Source organism: Pseudomonas sessilinigenes, assembly GCF_003850565.1.
Classification (GTDB): domain Bacteria; phylum Pseudomonadota; class Gammaproteobacteria; order Pseudomonadales; family Pseudomonadaceae; genus Aquipseudomonas; species Aquipseudomonas sessilinigenes.
Genome location: NZ_CP027706.1, coordinates 1,899,907 through 1,917,921, shown reverse-complemented (window position 1 = coordinate 1,917,921; position 18,015 = coordinate 1,899,907). Strand labels below are relative to the sequence as shown.

17 protein-coding genes are annotated in these 18,015 nt (G+C 62.7%); 5 read left to right on the top strand and 12 right to left on the bottom strand.

Annotated elements, in window-relative coordinates; translation table 11 throughout:
* Nucleotides 1-22 precede the first annotated feature (22 nt).
* The 4 genes from lpxK to C4K39_RS09070 form a co-directional block, all read right to left on the bottom strand.
* Nucleotides 23-1,033: a tetraacyldisaccharide 4'-kinase gene (gene lpxK / locus C4K39_RS09085; RefSeq protein WP_124346168.1), complete on the bottom strand. Its 1,011-nt coding sequence runs from the start codon at nt 1,031-1,033 to the stop codon at nt 23-25.
* The gene (locus C4K39_RS09080) at nt 1,033-1,461 is read right to left on the bottom strand and encodes an ExbD/TolR family protein (protein WP_068577995.1); all 429 of its coding nucleotides are present in this window, start codon (nt 1,459-1,461) and stop codon (nt 1,033-1,035) included. Before C4K39_RS09080 ends, lpxK begins: the two co-directional genes overlap by 1 nt.
* Nucleotides 1,458-2,093 (bottom strand): MotA/TolQ/ExbB proton channel family protein, encoded by a 636-nt coding sequence (locus tag C4K39_RS09075; RefSeq protein WP_068577997.1) that lies wholly within the window; start codon nt 2,091-2,093, stop codon nt 1,458-1,460. The genes C4K39_RS09080 and C4K39_RS09075 overlap by 4 nt, the downstream gene beginning before the upstream one ends.
* 102 nt (nt 2,094-2,195) lie before the next feature.
* The gene (locus C4K39_RS09070; protein WP_124346167.1) at nt 2,196-4,427 is read right to left on the bottom strand and encodes a DNA internalization-related competence protein ComEC/Rec2; all 2,232 of its coding nucleotides are present in this window, start codon (nt 4,425-4,427) and stop codon (nt 2,196-2,198) included.
* A gap of 140 nt (nt 4,428-4,567) precedes the next feature.
* Between C4K39_RS09070 and C4K39_RS09065 the strand changes: the two genes are divergently transcribed.
* Nucleotides 4,568-5,083, top strand: a complete 516-nt coding sequence (locus C4K39_RS09065) for a DUF2062 domain-containing protein (protein ID WP_124346166.1) — start codon at nt 4,568-4,570, stop codon at nt 5,081-5,083.
* Between the two features lie 51 nt (nt 5,084-5,134).
* Here the strand turns inward: C4K39_RS09065 and C4K39_RS09060 are convergent, their stop codons facing one another.
* The 4 genes from C4K39_RS09060 to C4K39_RS09045 form a co-directional block, all read right to left on the bottom strand.
* Entirely contained in the window at nt 5,135-5,914 is a 780-nt protein-coding gene (locus C4K39_RS09060; protein ID WP_068578002.1) for an ABC transporter permease, read from the bottom strand.
* Complete coding sequence (locus C4K39_RS09055; RefSeq protein WP_124346165.1) at nt 5,911-6,843, bottom strand: ABC transporter ATP-binding protein; 933 nt, start codon at nt 6,841-6,843, stop codon at nt 5,911-5,913. The genes C4K39_RS09060 and C4K39_RS09055 overlap by 4 nt, the downstream gene beginning before the upstream one ends.
* 132 nt (nt 6,844-6,975) lie before the next feature.
* Entirely contained in the window at nt 6,976-7,599 is a 624-nt protein-coding gene (locus C4K39_RS09050; protein WP_068578027.1) for a glutathione S-transferase family protein, read from the bottom strand.
* 42 nt (nt 7,600-7,641) lie between these two features.
* Nucleotides 7,642-8,301, bottom strand: a complete 660-nt coding sequence (locus tag C4K39_RS09045) for a transglutaminase-like domain-containing protein (RefSeq protein WP_124346164.1) — start codon at nt 8,299-8,301, stop codon at nt 7,642-7,644.
* A 225-nt stretch (nt 8,302-8,526) separates the two neighbouring features.
* On the opposite strand from C4K39_RS09045, the gene C4K39_RS09040 reads away from it, so the two are divergent.
* Nucleotides 8,527-10,974, top strand: coding sequence for an acyl-CoA dehydrogenase (locus C4K39_RS09040; protein WP_124346163.1), 2,448 nt, complete (start codon nt 8,527-8,529; stop codon nt 10,972-10,974).
* An 85-nt stretch (nt 10,975-11,059) separates the two neighbouring features.
* Nucleotides 11,060-11,467: a PA2817 family protein gene (locus tag C4K39_RS09035; RefSeq protein WP_068578010.1), complete on the top strand. Its 408-nt coding sequence runs from the start codon at nt 11,060-11,062 to the stop codon at nt 11,465-11,467.
* A 75-nt stretch (nt 11,468-11,542) separates the two neighbouring features.
* On the opposite strand, the gene C4K39_RS09030 is transcribed toward C4K39_RS09035, so the two are convergent.
* Nucleotides 11,543-12,487: a LysR family transcriptional regulator gene (locus C4K39_RS09030; RefSeq protein WP_124346162.1), complete on the bottom strand. Its 945-nt coding sequence runs from the start codon at nt 12,485-12,487 to the stop codon at nt 11,543-11,545.
* Between the two features lie 89 nt (nt 12,488-12,576).
* On the opposite strand from C4K39_RS09030, the gene C4K39_RS09025 reads away from it, so the two are divergent.
* Together C4K39_RS09025 and C4K39_RS09020 are read left to right on the top strand one after the other, a co-directional pair.
* Nucleotides 12,577-13,203: an alanyl-tRNA editing protein gene (locus C4K39_RS09025; RefSeq protein WP_068578013.1), complete on the top strand. Its 627-nt coding sequence runs from the start codon at nt 12,577-12,579 to the stop codon at nt 13,201-13,203.
* A 35-nt stretch (nt 13,204-13,238) separates the two neighbouring features.
* A complete protein-coding gene (locus C4K39_RS09020) occupies nt 13,239-13,871 on the top strand; it encodes a LysE family translocator (RefSeq protein ID WP_068578015.1) in 633 nt (210 codons plus the stop codon).
* On the opposite strand, the gene C4K39_RS09015 is transcribed toward C4K39_RS09020, so the two are convergent.
* From C4K39_RS09015 to C4K39_RS09005, 3 genes are all read right to left on the bottom strand, one after another.
* Nucleotides 13,860-14,870: a CobW family GTP-binding protein gene (locus tag C4K39_RS09015; RefSeq protein WP_124346161.1), complete on the bottom strand. Its 1,011-nt coding sequence runs from the start codon at nt 14,868-14,870 to the stop codon at nt 13,860-13,862. The two genes, C4K39_RS09020 and C4K39_RS09015, sit on opposite strands and share 12 nt — an antisense overlap.
* A 64-nt stretch (nt 14,871-14,934) precedes the next feature.
* Nucleotides 14,935-16,692, bottom strand: coding sequence for an amidohydrolase (locus C4K39_RS09010; protein WP_124346160.1), 1,758 nt, complete (start codon nt 16,690-16,692; stop codon nt 14,935-14,937).
* Nucleotides 16,693-16,799: 107 nt separating this feature from the next.
* On the bottom strand, nt 16,800-17,774 hold the full coding sequence (locus C4K39_RS09005; RefSeq protein ID WP_164487270.1) for an AraC family transcriptional regulator: 975 nt from the start codon (nt 17,772-17,774) through the stop codon (nt 16,800-16,802).
* Between the last annotated feature and the right edge of the window lie 241 nt (nt 17,775-18,015).

Below are 18,015 nucleotides of genomic sequence, written 5' to 3'. Positions count from 1 at the left end.
GGGTTTCCCTGGATAAAAGCGGTTAAGGCAATAGGCGATCGGGCAGCAGGCGCATCAACTGGGTATCGAACCAGGCGACGAAAGCCGGCGATGGCACCGCGTCCACCGCCAGGTACCACCAGTCGGCAGCCGCGAAGCCGCGGCATTTGACCGCGTCTTTTTCAGTCATGACCAACGGCAATGGCGGGCTGAAAGCCAGGGCCTGCGCACTGAATTGGGCGTGGTCGGCAAATGCATGGGGAACAGGTCGCCAGTGTAGCGTTTCAAGGGTATTGAAGAAACGCTGGGGGTTGCCGATGCCCGCTACCGCATGCACGGCCTGCCCCGGGGCAAAATGCTCAACGCCGCGACGCTCGCCGCTTTGCAGGTTGACCAGTGCCGAGGGCTGGAGCTGAAAGGCGAAACCATCGTCGCGATCATCGCTGGCGCCGTTGTACAACAGTGCATCGACGCTGTGCAGGCGCTCCACCGGCTCACGCAGCGGCCCGGCCGGCAGGCAACGGCGATTGCCCAAACCACGGGCAGCGTCGATCAGCACCAGCTCCAGGTCCCGGGCCAGGCGGTAGTGTTGCAGGCCATCATCGGACAGAATCAGGTCCAGCGGTTCCGCGGCCAGCAAGGCCTGCACCGCGCGACTGCGATCAGGATCGATCATCAATGGCACGCCACAGCGCTGGACGATCAACAACGGCTCGTCGCCAGCCACCTCGGCGCTGTCCTGGGCATCGACGCGCCATGGCAGGTGCGGCGGCTTGGCCCCATACCCACGGCTGACGACCCCAACCCGCAGGCCCAGGCGCTGGCAATGCTCCACCAGCCACAGGATCAAGGGCGTCTTGCCAGTGCCGCCGACGGTGATATTACCCACCACCACCAAGGGCACCGGCGGCTGGTAGATCTCGCCCTGGCCCGCCAGGAAGCGCTGGCGCTTGCCCACCACGACACGGCGATACAGCCATTCCAGGGGCTGCAACAGTTTCAACGCGGGATGGCCCTGGTACCAGGCGGCCAACAGACGATCGGAAAATGCCATCAGGGTGCCGTTGCCGCCTCGACGGTAGTCATGCGCAAGTGGCTGAAACCGAGCTTGCCAGCGGCGTCCATGGCGGTGATCACCGCCTGGTGCTGGGTCTTGCCGTCGGCACTGATGGACAGCGGCAGGTTGGTGTCGCCACCGGACTCCTTCTGCAATGCATCGATCAGGCTCGCCAGGTCACTCTTGGGCAGCACCTGGTTGTTCACCGAGAACACGCCATCGGCACTGATGGCGATATCCAGTTGCTTGACCTGCTGGTCCTCGGCGGGCGAACCGCTGACCGCCTCCGGCAAGTCGACACGCAGTTCGGTTTCCCGGGTGAAGGTGGTGGTCACGACGAAGAACAACAGCAGGATGAACACCACGTCGATCAGCGACGCGAGGTTGATATCCACGGTTTCCCGGGGTTTGCGACGGAACTTCACGCTTTGTCCTCGGCCAGGTCGACATCGCGGTCGCCCTGGATCACCTCGACCAGCTTGATCGCCTCCTGCTCCATGCCCACCACCAACTCATCGACCCGGCGTTGCAGGAAGCGATGGAAGAACACCGACGGAATACCCACCATCAGGCCGGCCGCCGTAGTGATCAGCGCCTTGGAAATCCCCCCCGCCAGTACATGGGCGTTGGTGGTCATGCCCGAGCCCATGAACGAACTGAAGATATCGATCATCCCCAGTACCGTACCCAGCAGGCCCAGCAAAGGCGCCATGGCGGCGATGGTGCCGAGGGCATTGAGGTAGCGCTCCAGCTCGTGGATGACCCGGGCAGCCGCCTCCTCGATGCATTCCTTCATGATCTCGCGGCCATGCTTGGAGTTGGCCAGGCCTGCGGCCAGGATCTCACCCAGTGGCGAGTCGGCGCGCAACTCCTTGAGCTTGTCCTTGTTCAGCTGCTTGTCCTTGATCCAGCGCCAGACCTGGCCCAGCAGATGGGGCGGTGTGACACGGCTGGCTCGCAGGGTCCACAAGCGCTCGGCAATGATGCCCACGGCAGCGATGGAACTCAGAATGATCGGCAACATCATCCAGCCGCCGGATTTGACCAATTCCCACACAGTGACAGCCCCCTCGAAAAAGTGCGCCACTCTAACATAGGGGCTGGACGCACCGAAGACCGTGATGTCGCATGTTCAGAGGCTTTAATAACCCACGGTTATTTAAGGCATTGCCGGTGGAGCACGCCAGAAACGCCGCTGCTCCCGCACGCTGTATGGCTTGCTGAAGGCCCCCAGTTGCAGCTTCAGTGCCCCCTGCTCGGCGCTGTCGTAGATGATCACGCCCTGGCGTCGATAACGCGCCACCACTTGCGGGTGGGGATGGCCATAGGCATTGCCACGCCCCCGGGAGATCAGCACCGCGCCAGGGGCCAGGCGCTGCAACAAGGCCCTGGACGACGAGGTCCGGCTACCGTGGTGAGGCGCTTGCAGCCAATGCACAGGCACCCCCAGCGGACTGTCTAGAAAGGCTCTTTCGGCCTGGACGTCGATATCGCCGGTGAGCAGCAGGCGCTCTCCATTCGCCTCGACCAACAGCACGCAGGATGCCTGGTTGCCATCACGGGCTTGGGCCCATTGCCATTGGCTGAAACGCACGCCATCCCATTGCCAGCTCACTCCGGACTCACAAGGTGTGGCTTGCAGGGCCGCCGGCAACTCCCGGGGCTCGCCACTGCGTACCAGGTGCACCGGCAACGCCCGCTGCACCGCCAGGGCACCTCCGGCGTGATCGTTATCGGCATGGCTGAGCAGCATCAGGTCCAGTTGCCGGATGGCCAGCCGATGCAAGGTCGGCACCACCACTCGCTCCCCCAGGTCGAAATCACCGCTGCGGGCGCCGGCGTCATACAGCATCGCGCGCTCCCTGGTACGCAGGATGAATGACAATCCCTGCCCCACATCCAGCTGCCAGACCTCGGCCTGGCCATAGGGCACCCGCTGCGGCGGTGGCCAGGCCACCAGCAACAACAAGGGCCAGCCGAAAATCCGCAACGGTGTACCAGCAGGCAACAGCAACAAGCCAGCACCCAGGCAGGACAAGACCCAGAGCCACCAGGGAAGCAGGGGTGCCATCCAAGCCGGGGACCATCGGGCCACCACCTCCAGCCAACGAAACAACCCGTCGAGCAACCCACCGGCCAGCCACAGCATTCCCTCTCCCAGATAGGGCACGGGCAACAGCAGGCACCCCAACAAGGCTGGCGGCAGTACTAGAAAACTGATCCAGGGAACGGCCAGCAGATTGGCCACTGGACCACTGAGGCTGATGGGCAGGCCCAGGGCCAGTAGCGATGGCAAGAGGCCGATGGCCACCAACCACTGGGCGCGGCTCCAGCTTTGCCACCAGCGCCATGTCCCCAGGCGCCCAGCGAAGGTGAAGACCAGGATCGCCACCGCGGCGAACGACAACCAGAACCCCGGTTGCAGGCTGGCCAGGGGTTCGAACAGCAAGACCGCATCAAGCGCCAGCAACAACGGCCACCAGGTCCCCAGGTGACGAAAGCGCAAGCGCCAGAGCAGGACCAGCGCCACCATCACACAAGAGCGCTGGACGGGCACGTCGAACCCGGCCAGCAGCCCATAACCCAGGGCCGCGAGGAATGCCAGGGCACAAGCCCAGGGCAGCCAGGGCCAACGCTCGGGCCACGCGCCATGACGTGCCAATCCCGCCACGGCCAGGTAAACCACCCCGGCCAACAGGCTGATGTGCTGCCCGGAGATCACCATCAAGTGCACGGTGCCAGTGTCCTGCAGCAGCTGCCAATCCTCACGCGCCAACCCGGAACCGTCCCCCATCACCAGAGCAGCCAGCCCTCCGGCACGCCCATGGGCCTCGACGGCCAATAACCGCTGGCGCAAGCCATCACGCCAGGCACCACGGGCCGCAGCCAGTAGCTGGCCGTCCTTGATCGTACCGGTGGCGCCAATCCGCCTGGCCAGCAACCAGGCTTCGTAGTCGAAACCCTGCAGATTGAGCAGGCCCGCCGGGCGCCGCAAGGTCACCGCCAGGCGCCAGCGCTCGCCACTTCTGACCTGCGGCCCATCACGCCAGCTCAGGCGCATTCGCCTTGGCAACCGATCACGCCGGGCCTGGGCATCCTGCACCTCGAAACGTACTACCCCTGTTCCGCTCTCCGGCAAACCGACGACCCTCCCCTCCAGCCAACGGGTCTGCCCATCCAGTCGCGAGGCCAGGCGGTCATCAAGCGCCCATTGCGCGCACGTGCACGCCCAAGCCAGGCCGAACAGGAAAAATGCCACCGGATGTGTACGAAACGGCAGCATCATCAATGCCAGTATCCCCATCGGCCACAACCACCAGGCGGGCGGCAAGGCTGGCAGGAAACCCAGTGCCAGAAGCCCCGCGGCCAACCCCAGCATCCCTGTGCGCATTCGCCACTCCATCCATGACAATCCCTACCCTGGGATTAGCCAAGAATGTCGGGAGGCGGCTTTATCATTTGTCACAATGTCTGAATTTGCCCTAGTTACAATCCGGTCATAATTGCCGCTTGACCCGACCGAGAAGCCTTATGCCCCGGCGCTTATTCCGACGCTACATGCCAGATCCCAGCAGCATCCGCGAACACAAGTCCTTACGCTTTCTCGGTACCCTGCTGCATGACGCCAACCTCTGGCACCTCAACCGGCACTCGGTGGCCCGGGCCATGGCCGTGGGCCTGTTCGCCGCCTTCATCCCGATCCCGATGCAGATGCTTCTCGCCGCAGTGCTGGCCATCTGGCTGCGGGGCAATATGCCCATCAGCGTCAGCCTGGTGTGGCTGACCAACCCGATCACCATGCCGCCGGTGTTCTTCTGCACCTATCAGCTAGGAGCCTGGCTGATGAACGTACCGCCACGCACCCTGCCCGACAGCCTTACCTGGGAGTGGATCAGCGGCCAGTTGTCCACCCTGTGGCAACCCTTCCTCCTGGGTTCGGTGGTGGCCGGCCTGGTACTGGGGGCCCTGGCCTATTGCCTGACCATGCTCTATTGGCGTTGGTGGGTCGCCCGCCAATGGCGACGGCGCAAGTTGCAGAGGCGCTAGAAACGACAACGGCCTCCCGAGGGAGGCCGTTTTCATTGCCGACAGTGCTGCTTACTGGCGCATGCCGCGCCCGCTGACCAGCAACCGGGCACAACCGATATAAAGCACCGCCGTGGCCACCAGCATGAACGTGATCGCGGTGCCGATACTGATATCCGATACCCCGAGGATGCCGTAGCGGAACGAGTTGACCATGTGCAACACCGGGTTGGCCAGGGACACGGTCTGCCAGAACGGCGGCAGCAGGTTGATCGAGTAGAACACCCCGCCCAGGTAGGTCAGTGGTGTCAGGACGAACGTCGGAATAATCGAGATATCGTCGAAGTTGCGTGCGAACACCGCGTTGATGAAGCCCAACAGCGAGAAGATCGTCGCCGTCAGCACCACCACCAGCACAGTGATGCCCAGGTGATGCACCTGCAGCTTGGTGAAGAACAGCGACAGCAGCGTCACGATCACTCCCACCGCCAGCCCACGCAGCACCCCACCGAGGGTGTAGCCGACCAGAATAGTGTGGGGCGACACCGGCGACACCATCAGTTCCTCGATGGAGCGCTGGAACTTGCTGCCGAAGAAGCTCGACACCACATTGCCGTAGGAGTTGGTGATCACCGACATCATGATCAGCCCCGGCACGATGTACTCCATGTAGGTGAAGCCACCCATGTCACCGATTTGCCGGCCAATGAGGTTACCGAAGATGACGAAGTACAGGACCATGGTGATGGCTGGCGGCAGCAGGGTCTGCGGCCAGATCCGGGTAAAGCGCTTGACCTCGCGGTAGACGATGGTATTGAGCGCCACCAGGTTGGCTTGGAACTCTGAACTCATACCGCCACCTTCGACAGATTCTTCTCCACCAGGGACACGAACAGTTCCTCAAGTCGGTTGGTCTTGTTACGCAGGCTCAGCACTTCGATGTTTTGCAGCGCCAATTGGCCGAACAGCGCGGTGATCCCTGCGGCTTTGTCCACCTGGACCTCCAGGGTATGGCTATCCACCAGTCGGGCCGGATAACCGACCAACGAGGGTGCGACGGACAGGTCATGCTTGAGGTCGAGCAGGAAGGTCTCCACATGCAGTTGGCCGAGCAACTGGCGCATGCTGGTGTTCTCGACGATGGTGCCGTGGTCGATGATGCCGATGTTGCGGCACAACTGCTCGGCCTCTTCCAGGTAGTGAGTGGTGAGGATGATGGTGATGCCCTTCTGGTTGAGCTCGGTGAGGAAGCTCCACATCGAACGGCGCAGCTCGATATCCACCCCGGCAGTGGGTTCATCGAGGATCAACAGGCGCGGTTCATGGACCAGGGCCCGGGCGATCATCAACCGGCGCTTCATGCCACCGGACAAGGAGCGCGAAGGCATGTCGCGCTTGTCCCACAGGCCGAGCTGGGTCAGGTATTGCTCGGCCCGCTCCCTGGCGATCTTCGCCGGAATACCGTAATAGCCGGCCTGGGTCACGACGATGTCGAAGGTCTTTTCGAACTGGTTGAAGTTGAATTCCTGCGGCACCACGCCAATGCTGCGCTTGAGCGCCGCCGGCTGGCGATCCAGGTCATGGCCGAAGACATTCACCGTTCCGCTGGTCTTGTTCACCAGGGTCGAGAGAATGCCGATAGTGGTGGATTTACCGGCCCCGTTGGGACCGAGCAGGGCAAAGAAGTCACCCTCGGCGACATCCAGATCGATACCACTCAGGGCCTGGAAACCGTTGCCGTAGGTTTTGGTTAGCTGCCGGATGGACAGAGCGGAACTCATATCGGATTCATGCACCAAGAAGAGGGAGTTTTATAGTTAAGGGCGGCCCGGCCAGATTGCAACGACGCCGGACGCTCGCCATGTTGCGTGCCGACGCCCTGCAAGTACAGTCATGTCTATCAATAGTGGGTATTAAGTCAACGCGGTCATCACCGCCCGACGATAGGCCGGGCGCTGCTGCAGGCGCTGGTACCAGGCTTCCAGATGGGGCATCGATGGCCGCTCGATCGGCATCTCGAACCAGGCATAAATGAAACTGCCCAAGGGAATGTCGCCCATGCCGATCTGCTGGCCGGAGAGGTAGGGTTGCCCGGCCAGCGCCTGGTCGACCCGCCCCAGCAAGTCGGCACAGGTGTCCCTGGCCGCATTGATCTTCACCCAATCCTGTTGTTCCGACGGGGTGCGCAATACCCCCCAGAACAGGGGACGGAACACATCGGCGAAGGTCGAGGTGTTCCAATCCATCCACTTCTCGGCACTGGCCCGTGCCTGCACGTCGGCCGGATACCAGGGCGTGCCGGCGGCATGCCGAGCCAGTAAATAGCGCACGATGGTGTTGGATTCCCAGAGCACGAAGCCTTCGTCCTCGATCATCGGGATCCGCCCGTTGGGGTTCAGCGCCCGGTACTCGGGGGTGTCCACCACACCGAAGGCGCCACCGGCATCCAGGGACTCATAGGCCAGCCCCAATTCCTCGGCGCACCACAGCGCTTTCCTGACATTCGATGAATTCTTGCGTCCCCAGATCTTCAGCATGACCATCCCTCGGTAATGAATGCCGGGGCAGTCTACGCCTGATCAGCCGCGACTCAAATCGCTGTGCATATCCCCAAGTCCTGTGAATTGCGGCTGGCCGATCAGATGCGGATAGCATTTTTTCAGGTGGTCGAAAAAGAAGTGCTCCGGGACATCGGCAAACTGCCCATGGTCCACCAGGTATTCCATCAACTGCTCGCCCTGGCGATTGAAGGGATGGAAGACGCTGTCATGCACGCCGTCGAACTCCAGCGGCGCCACATCGAACAGCTCGCACAGGTCCTGGTTGAACGCCGGCGTGGCCTTGACCCAACGCCCGTCCAGGTACAGCTCGGTATAGCCGTGCATGGCGAACACGTCGCTGCGCAACAATTCCAGCAAGCGCGGGGTCGAGAGATGGTTGCGCACGTCCGCCAGGCCTATCCGGGCAGGAATCCCGCAATGCCGTGCACAACCGGCCAGCAAGGTCGCCTTGGGCACGCAATAGCTCTCGCCCGTGGCCAGGGCGTGGCTGCCGCGCAGGCTCCCGGGGTCGAGGCTGAAAGTGTAGGGGTTGTAGCGCACGGCCTCGCGTACCGCGTAGTAGAGGCTCACCGCTTGCTCCCTGGGGTCGCCTCGGGTGCCGCGATGAGATTCGGCGAACTCCACTACCGCCGGGTGGTCACTATCGATGAAGCGGCTGGGACGCAGGTACTCGTGCATGGGCATAACCTCCAGGTGAACCCTGAGTCTATAGAGGCATCCAGCACAGAGATAACGACGTTTCAGCCAAAGATCATGGCCTGCTTCACCCAGCCGGACGAAACGGGCAGCCGACGTTCACCGGCCAGGGCCTGCCTGTCCCGCACCGCCCCGGGCACCCGCTTGGTCGCACGCCGACTAAGCTCTGAGGGTGCTTCGGCCCCCTGGCCTCATGGAGGATTGAATATGCTGTTGTTGTGGATACTGGTTCTGCTGGCTGGCGTCGCCTACCTGGCACATCGCCGCACCGCTCCGTTGCCCGCCCTGGGCGCAGTCGCTGTCTACCTGCTGGCCATGGGCATCTTCAGCCACGCTCCCGGCTGGTTGCTGCTGGTGTTCTGGGTCGTCCTGGCGGCAGTGGCCGCGCCCCTGTTGCTGCCGGACCTGCGGCGCAAGCATTTCAGCGCCCCGCTGTTCAACTGGTTCCAGAAAGTCTTGCCACCGATGTCGCAAACCGAGCGCGACGCCATCGACGCCGGCACCGTGTGGTGGGATGGCGAGTTGTTCAGCGGGCGTCCTGACTGGAACACCCTGCTGGCCTATCCCAAGGCCCAGCTCACCGAGGAAGAACAAGCCTTCATCGACGGTCCCACCGAAGAACTCTGCGCCATGGTCAGCGACTGGCAGATCGGCCAGCAGATGGACCTGCCTGCCGAGGCCTGGGCGCATATCAAGGAACATGGTTTCTTCGCCCTGATCATTCCCAAGGAGTACGGCGGCAAGGGCTTCTCGGCCTATGCCCACTCCCAGGTGGCGATGAAGCTGGCGACCCGCAGCGGCGACCTGGCCTCCACGGTCATGGTTCCCAATTCCCTGGGCCCGGCCGAACTGCTGCTGCACTACGGCACCGACGAACAGCGCAACCACTACCTGCCGCGCCTGGCCCGGGGCGACGATATTCCCTGCTTTGCCCTGACCGGCCCCCTGGCCGGCTCCGACGCCGGGGCCATGCCGGACACCGGCATCATCTGCAAGGGCCAGTGGCAAGGCGAGGAAACCCTCGGCCTGCGCCTGAACTGGGAAAAGCGCTACATCACCCTGGGCCCGGTAGCGACCCTGCTGGGCCTGGCCTTCAAGGCCCATGACCCGGACCACCTGCTGGGCGAAGAGGAAGACCTGGGCATCAGCCTGGCCTTGATCCCCACCGACACCCCCGGGGTGGAAATCGGCCGCCGCCACCTGCCCCTGGGCGCCGCCTTCATGAATGGCCCCAACTCCGGCAAGGACGTGTTCATCCCCCTGGACTTCCTTATCGGCGGCCAGGACATGCTCGGCAAGGGCTGGATGATGCTGATGAACTGCCTGTCGGTGGGACGCTCCATCTCGCTCCCGGCAGTGGGCACCGGTGCCGCCAAGTTCACCAGCCTGGTCACCGGCCAGTACGCCCAGGTACGTGAGCAGTTCAACGTGCCGCTGGCGGCCTTCGAAGGCATCCAGGAAGCCCTGGCGCGCATCGGCGGCAATGCCTGGCTGATGGACAGCGCGCGCATGCTCACCGCCAACGCCGTGGACCTGGGGGAAAAACCCTCGGTGCTGTCGGCGATCCTCAAGTACCACCTCACCGAGCGCGGCCGCGAATGCATCGGCCACGCCATGGATGTGCACGGCGGCAAGGGCATCATCATGGGGCCCAACAACTACCTGGGCCGCAACTGGCAGGGCGCGCCGATCTTCATCACCGTGGAAGGCGCCAACATCCTGTCGCGCAACCTGATGATCTTCGGCCAGGGGGCGATCCGCTGCCATCCCTTCGTGCTCAAGGAAATGGCCCTGGCCGGGCGCGAAGACCATGACCAGGCCCTGAGGGAGTTCGATGCCCTGCTGCTCAAGCACATCGGCTTCGCCGTGAGCAACGCCGCCAGCACCCTGGTGCTGAACCTGGGCCTGGGTCGCTTCGAAAAAGCCCCGGGGGACAGCCTCAGCCAGGGCTACTTCCGCGCCTTGAACCGCCAGGCCGCAGCCTTCGCCCTGCTCGCCGACCTGTCGATGATGCTCCTGGGTGGCGAACTCAAGCGCCGCGAGCGCCTGTCCGCACGCCTGGGCGATGTGCTCAGCCACCTGTACCTGGGCTCGGCGGCGCTCAAGCGCTACCACGACCTGGACTCGCCGGAGTACCTGCAACCGCTGCTGGCCTGGGCCATGGAAGAAAGCCTCGGTCACTCGGAACGGGCCCTGGACGAACTGCTGCGCAACTTCCCCAGCCGCACCTTCGGCTGCCTGCTGCGGGTCCTGGTGTTTCCCTTCGGCCGGCGCCATACCGGCCCCTCGGATCGACTGGACGCCGAAGTGGCGGCGATCATCGGCCGGGCCAAGGGTGACCCGGCCCTGGAAGCCGTGCTCGAAGGTTGCTACCGCCCGCAAGCGGCGGACGATCCGGTGGGTGCCCTGCAGCATGCCTGCGAACTGATCAGCGCCGCCCATCCACAATACAAGCGCCTGCACGAGGCGTTGAAAAGCGGCCAGTTCAAGCCCGCGGCCGGCGAATCGGTCATCGACACCGCGCTGGAGGCCGGTGTCCTGCAGGCAGCCGAGGCGCAAAGCCTGCACGCGGCCGAAGCAGCGCGGCGCAAAGTCATCGATGTGGATGATTTCGCCAAGCAAGAGTTGACCTTGAGCGAAGGCAAGACCCGCTAGGCGACCGCCCTTGGGCTGGTCGATTATGAAACCGGGCGTGGGGGCTATATACTCCCGCGCCCGTTTTGCTCTTGAGGACCCTGTCATGTCCAACACCGTCGCCGACCATCTCGTCCTGCTGGACCACCTGCGCAGCATCCTGGTGGCCGTGGGAGAAGCCGAACAGGTTCCCGAAGAAAGCCACGCGCTGTTCCTGGAGCGCTTCGATGAACTGCGCGCCTCGCTGCCGATCGATCCGATCGAAAGCCAGTACCTGGGCCAGGACCTGCTGTGCCAGATCATGCAACGCTACCCACAGATCGCCCACCTGGTGCCGCGCGACCTGCTGTGGTACTTCGCCGGCGACTGCCTGCACTACATGCCCGACGAGGAAATCGACCTGTACCAGGCCCTCGAGGAGCGCCGCTACGAGGCCGAGCAGAACGACGAGCCCTTCGACTGGAACCAGGAAAAACAGCTGCTGGCGCTCTCCGACCAGGACAGCAAGCACTGATCGATACGCCTGGCGTCACCAAGGCCCGTACGGTTACACCGGCGGGCCTTTTTCATGGGCGCCGTTTGCCGGCGACTAGGGCGCCTTGCCCGGCCGGCCCAAGGTCGGTTCCTTGGCCAGGCACTCCACCAGGTAATCGATGAACACCCGCAACTTGGGCGGCAGGTAGCGGGTCGGCGAGTGCAGCAGCCAGGCGCCGCCGTGGTAGGAGGCCAGGAAGGTCCACTCCGGCAGCACCTGCACGATCAAGCCCTGCTCCAGGGCATGGCGCGCAGTGAAGTACGGCAGGCTGCCGATCCCCAGGTGCTGCAGCACCGCATCCAGGCGTACGCCGGTGTGGTTGGCGGCGTAGCGCCCACGCACCGCCACGGTGACCGCCTTGCTGCCCTGGGTGAACTTCCAGCGCGCGTCGCTGGGCGTCTCGCCCAGGTAGATGCAACTGTGCTGGCGCAGGTCCTGGGGATGGCCCGGCGTGCCGTGCTCCGCCAGGTACTGCGGCGTGGCACACAGCAGATGATCGATGCGCAGCAACTGGCGGCCGATCAACCCAGGCGGCGGCCGGTCGGTGATGCGGATCGCCAGGTCGACATGATCGTCGATCAGGTCGACGTCCCGGTCTTCGTGCAGTAACTCCACATCCACCTTCGGGTAACGCCGCAGGAACTCGGGCATGTGCGGGTGCACCACGAAACGCCCCACCGCCTTGGGCACGCTGACCCGCACCACGCCCTCGGCCTCGTGGGTGAACTGGCCGCTGATCTCCATCACCGAACGCGCCGCGCTGACCATCTCGCAGCAGCGCTTGAACACTTCCTCGCCACCATCGCTCAAGCGCAGCTTGCGAGTGGTGCGTTGCAGCAAGCGGGTGGCCAGGGCCTTCTCCAGGCGCGAAACGCTGCGGCTCACCGCCGAAGGCGAAGAACCCAGCTGGCGCGCGGCCTCGGAGAAGCTACCGGTCTCCACCACTCGGACGAAAATGGCCATTTCGGCCAGCAAAGGCAGGGGTAGATTTATGCTCATGACGCAATAGTCCATTGAGTTTCGAACGGATTATCACGCAATCGAGGCCGCCACATAATAAAAAAACACTCACTTGCAAGGTCTCGAACATGACGCTGCGCCTGTATTTCCAAGACGATGAATTGAATATCCCGGTGCAAGTCCTGGGCTGCACCAGGGTGGACGACTCGTTTATCGCCACCCTCGACGCCACGCCTTTCCATCCCCAGGGCGGCGGCCAACCCAGCGACACCGGCTGGATTGGCGAGGCCCGGGTGCTACGGGTACTGCAGGACGGTGAACAGATCCTGCACCACCTGTCCCAGCCCCTCGAGCCCGGCTCTTTCATCGCCCGGGTGGACCCGGACCAACGCCTGTTCAACAGCCGTATGCACTCGGCCGGACACCTGATCGGCCACTTCGGCCAGAGCCTGGGTTGGATACCGGTCAAGGCCCACCACTGGCCAGGCGAAGGCCGGGTGTCGTTCAAACCGGGGCCGACACCTCAGGCCATCGATGCCGACTTGCTGCACAGCGCCATCGAACAATGGATAACCGCGGATTTGCAGCGCCGCATCGAGTTGCAGGACGGCATGCGCCAGGTCGGCTTCGGCCCGTTGCCGACCTTTGGCTGCGGAGGTACCCATGTACAACGACTGCGGGAACTGGGCCAGGTACGCATTGAATCGGTAACGGAAAAAAAGGGCGTGCTCTCGGTCAGCTACGACCTGGCCTGATCCCTCGCCCCTTCAACCTGCCTCACGGAGTTTCCATGCTGTCCACCTATCTCGGTGAATTCGCCGCCCTGGCAGTGGTTCACTTTCTCGCCGTGCTCGCTCCCGGGCCGGACTTTGCCGTCACCATCCGCCAGAGCGTGCGTTTTGGCCGCATGATCGGCACTTGTACCGCCCTGGGGATCGGCGCCGGCATCTCGGTCCATGTGCTCTATACCCTGTTGGGCGTCGGCGCCCTGATGCACACCACGCCCTGGTTGCTGAACGTCGCCAAGCTACTGGGTGCCGCCTATATCCTCTACCTGGGCATCAGCCTGCTGCGCAGCAAGGCCAAGTCCAGCGTACCGGGGGAAGCGGAGCCTGAGCCGGCTCGACAGACACTGCCGCGCGCCTTCATCACCGGTTTCCTGACCAACGCCACCAACCCCAAGGCGACCCTGTTTTTCCTGGCAATCTTCACCACCCTGGTCAGCGCCAGCACGCCACTGAGCATCCAGGCCCTGTATGGCGCCTGGATGTGCCTGGTGAACGCGCTGTGGTTCGTCATCGTCGCGCTGTTTTTCTCCAGTTCCCGCGTCCGCCTGCTGTTCATGCGCCTGGGGCACTGGTTCGAACGCTGCATGGGGCTGGTCCTGCTGCTGTTCGCCGGACGCTTGCTGTTATCGCTCTGAGCCCACGGCCAGCCGGGTAACAGTGAGCTCTGGGTGGCAGACCGATTGCTCCAGGCGCTCACACAGCGCCTGGGCATCCAACTGCCTGGAGCCGATCACCACCAGGTGGCTACCCACGGCCTCTTGCTCATCCCAGGTCGCGGCAGGCTGGATATCCAGGCGCGCGCCCACCAGATGCAGGACAAAGCGTCGTTCGGGGTACCCCTGCAGATAAAGAAACCCCTTGGCTCGGTAGACATGGTCCGGAAACCCGCCAATCACCTTGCGCAGGGCCGCCAGGGACAGGGGCGCCGAGCTGTGCCAACTGAAACTGCTGAACAGTTGATCATGTCGCTGGGGCCTGGCCACGGCATAACCCGGCTGGCGGGCATGGAACGCAAGCGGCGCGAAACGCTCCGGGCTGGTATCAAAGATGAAGGGCAAGGGGATATTGGCAAAGACCGCCTCATGGACCTTGGCCCGGGGAAACAGCCACTGCCGCTTCAGCTCCTGCAAGCTCTCGGGACTGACCAGATCGACCTTGTTGATCACCACGATATCGGCAGCGGCCAACTGTTCCTGGGCCAGGGGCCTGACCTCCTCAGGCAGGTCGCGATGACGCTCGGCATCGAGCAGCACCACCACGGTGTCGAGTACCAGCCGTTGGCGCAATTGCGGATACCTCAAGGTGTGCACCACCCGCCCAGGATCGGAAACACCACTGGTTTCTATCAGGATATGTTCGGGTCGCCCCTCTTGCATCTTGCACAACTTCTCAAGTTGCTCGATCAGATCACTTTCAACAGTGCAACAAATACAACCATTGGCCAGGCTGGTTATATTCTGCGAGGCACTGACAATCAAATTGGCGTCTATGTTTATTTCACCAAAGTCATTGACCATGACCGCAATCTTCAAACCATGGTCGCCATTAAGAATACGGTTCAACAACGTGGTTTTTCCCGAACCGAGAAACCCGGAAATAACACTGACACGAATGATCGGAAGTTTCGAAGACATTGCTCTCACCCACACTGGCAAGTTCAGGCATGACCGCACGAATGATTCGCGCACCGAATACTAATTAGATTTTTTCGTGGAACTGCGGCAGTTCCTTGCGCCAGCGTGCCTGCCATTGCGTACCGCCAAAACGATCATGTCGATCCCAGACCACTGCGCCCTCCAGGACAGTGAGATCGACTTGGGTATTGTGGATATTGCCCCTGGGCTCCAACTCGAACAGGTTGCGATCGAGCACGATCATGTCCGCGGACTTGCCGACCTCGATACTGCCGCAACGATGCTCCAGCTCCATGCACCAGGCTCCGTTGATGGTCATCACCCGGATGGCCTGCTCCAGGGAAATGGGGCTGCCGTAGTAGCAGGCATCGCTCTGGTCCCATGGGTTCTGCCGGGTGATCATGGTCTCGAAACCGATCCAGGGATTGATGTCCGATACCGGCCAATCCGTCCCCATCACCGCGACGCCTCCTGCATCGAGTACGCCCTTGAAGTTGAACAGCCGCTGGGAACGTTCCTCGCCATTGGCCTGGGCGCGGGCCATGGAGAAGGGATAGGGATACCAGGCCACCGGGGAAAAATCGGCGGTGACCTGTAATGCCTTGAATCGCGGCAGGTTCTGCTCGAGCAACACCGAGGAGTGCGCGCAATGGTGCCGCACGCCATCGGGTCCGTTGCGCCGCCGGGCCTCGGCCACGGCATCGAGGAACAGGTCCGACGCCGCATCGCCGGTACAGTGGGCGATCACCCGGATGCCTTGCCGGTCCAGGTCCACCACCAGGTCGGTGATATGTTCGGGGGTCAGGTTCAGGCTGCCTCGCCACTGCCCTGCGCCGCTATAGGGCGTGGCGAAGTAGGAAGACTGGGTTTCATGGGTGCCATCGAAGTGGAACTTCACCGCACCGGCATTCAAGCGAGCACTGCGGTAGAAGTGCCGCTCACCGGCCAGCAGCTCCCAACGACGCCTGACCGGGAAGATATCGTCCTGCCAGCTGATCGCCGCCTCCACCCGCAAGGTCAGGTCACCGGCGTCATCCAGGGTCTTGAGTGCGTTGAGGCGATGCTCGCAGACATGGACGTACTTGGTTCCGACCACCCCGCGCCCGGTCTGGTACTGGACGCCTTCACCGTAGGCACGGACCAGCGCATGCATCGGCGTGGGCGGCATGGCGGCATGAATCATGGCGTAACCGCCGTCCACGAGAACGCCACTGGGCTCACCGGTCACCGAGTCGCGAACAATGTAGCCGTTGCTCGGATCCTGGGTTTGCGCATCGATGCCCGCCAGCTCCAGTGCCTTGGAATTGACCATGATCGAACCCCAGGAACGATCGAGGATCGCCACCGGGCGATCGGCGATGATCTGGTCCAGCCAGTCGCGCCCGGGCTCGATCCCGGCCTTGCGGAACTCGAAGTGGACGAAGTATTGCCCGTAGATCCAGCCATCTCCCGGGTGTTGGTTGGCGTACTCCAGGATGCTGGCCTTGACGTCCTCCGGGGTGGGACTGTCCAGGCCGACACTCAAGTAGCCCGAATAGCGCGGCGCCAGTGCCAAGTCGGGGTGGGTATGCATATCGTAGATGCCCGGCATGGCGAACGAGCCCTGCAGGTCCACCACTTGGGTCTGCTCGTCGATATAGGCCTGGATATCGACGCTGCGCCCTACCGCGACAAAGAGCCCATCCTTTATCGCCACCGCCTCGGCCCACGGTTGTTGTTCATCGACGGTATATATCTTGCCGTTGAGAAACACCATGTCGGACTTTGCATCGCTATATCCGGCATGACTCGACTTGAAGTTTTTATTCTTTTGACTGTTCATGTGAATACCTCCCCTGGGATATCTACAGAACAGGATCTATCAATCTCTCCAAGCCCTTCAATATCATATCCTCGCATTCCACTATCATTAGATTGCAGCCAGCAACTTCACTGGCAATTCACTCCATCCCGACCAAAACGACACTCTTGCGCGGTAAAACCAAACCACTTCTTGAACGCCCGATAAAAATTCGCTGGGTAGTCATAACCCAGGGTGTAAGCAACTTCCTGTAGGGGAATACGCGTTTTTTCCAGATATTCCCTGGCCAGCCCCATTCGTACTTCAAGGACCACCATGCGGTAGTTGACCCCAGCCTTCGCCAGGTGTCGGTAGAAGGTGATGGGAGTCATCCTGACGCGCTCGGCCATGACTTCCAGGCTAGGGAACTCGCGCTGGGGGTTCATCAACAGCATCCGTCGCACGTCGTCGATCAGGCCGCTCTTGTTGTTATCCAATTGGGCCATGACCAACAGGCACTGCTCATGGCACAAACGCGAAGTGGAAGGGTTGGCCGCAGGAAAGGGCAACTCGTACCAGGTCTCGGGAAACGACAACCGCGTGCCGGGTCGGGAGAATTCGATCCGGCCGGGAAAGATCTCGCTATAGAGCGCCTTGTAGGCCGGTGCCGGGTAATCCAGCTCCAGGCGCAACTCCTGGCTGTCACTGACCTCCGGCAGGCGCTGGCAGATCCAGTGCCAGGTGGAGGCCAGCCACTCTTCCTGCAACCCACGCGCATTGACGCCAGGGTGCAGGGGCGCGTGCAGCAGCACTTCGACCCGGCCACCACAGACACGCCTGGTTCCATTGAGCGGATGCGGGAGCAAGGCGGTGCTACCGAAGGTCAGGTCCCAGGATTTGCGCAGGTTTTCTGCGCTCAGGCAGGCATACCCCAGCAAGCCGATATCGGTGATGTCGTACAACGCCCCCAAGCGCAGGTAGAAACCGCGCTCGGCAACACTCTCGGGCACCTGCTCGAGCAGTTGGTAGTACTGCTGGAAACTCAGCGCCAGCTCGTCACCCGCAAGCACCGCCCGGGCATCGCTCCCCACTCGCGCCAATGCTGTCGGCAAGTCGAATGGCACCGACATGTCCCGCAAGCAGCGGCGCAGATGCCGCAGGAAATTAGCGGCAATACGATTGGTTTCCTGTGTGGCGATCAAATGCACCATGTTTTGCCCCGCCCGCTCCATTACCCGTCATGACCGCAGGCTAGCCGCAAACGCAGTTCAATGAGGCCAGTCGTAGGGTGCCTGCAAGCGCGGCGTGAGTTCGAGGCCCTGGACATGGTCTGCGATATCGCCCAGTGCCATCACCGACCTCCAG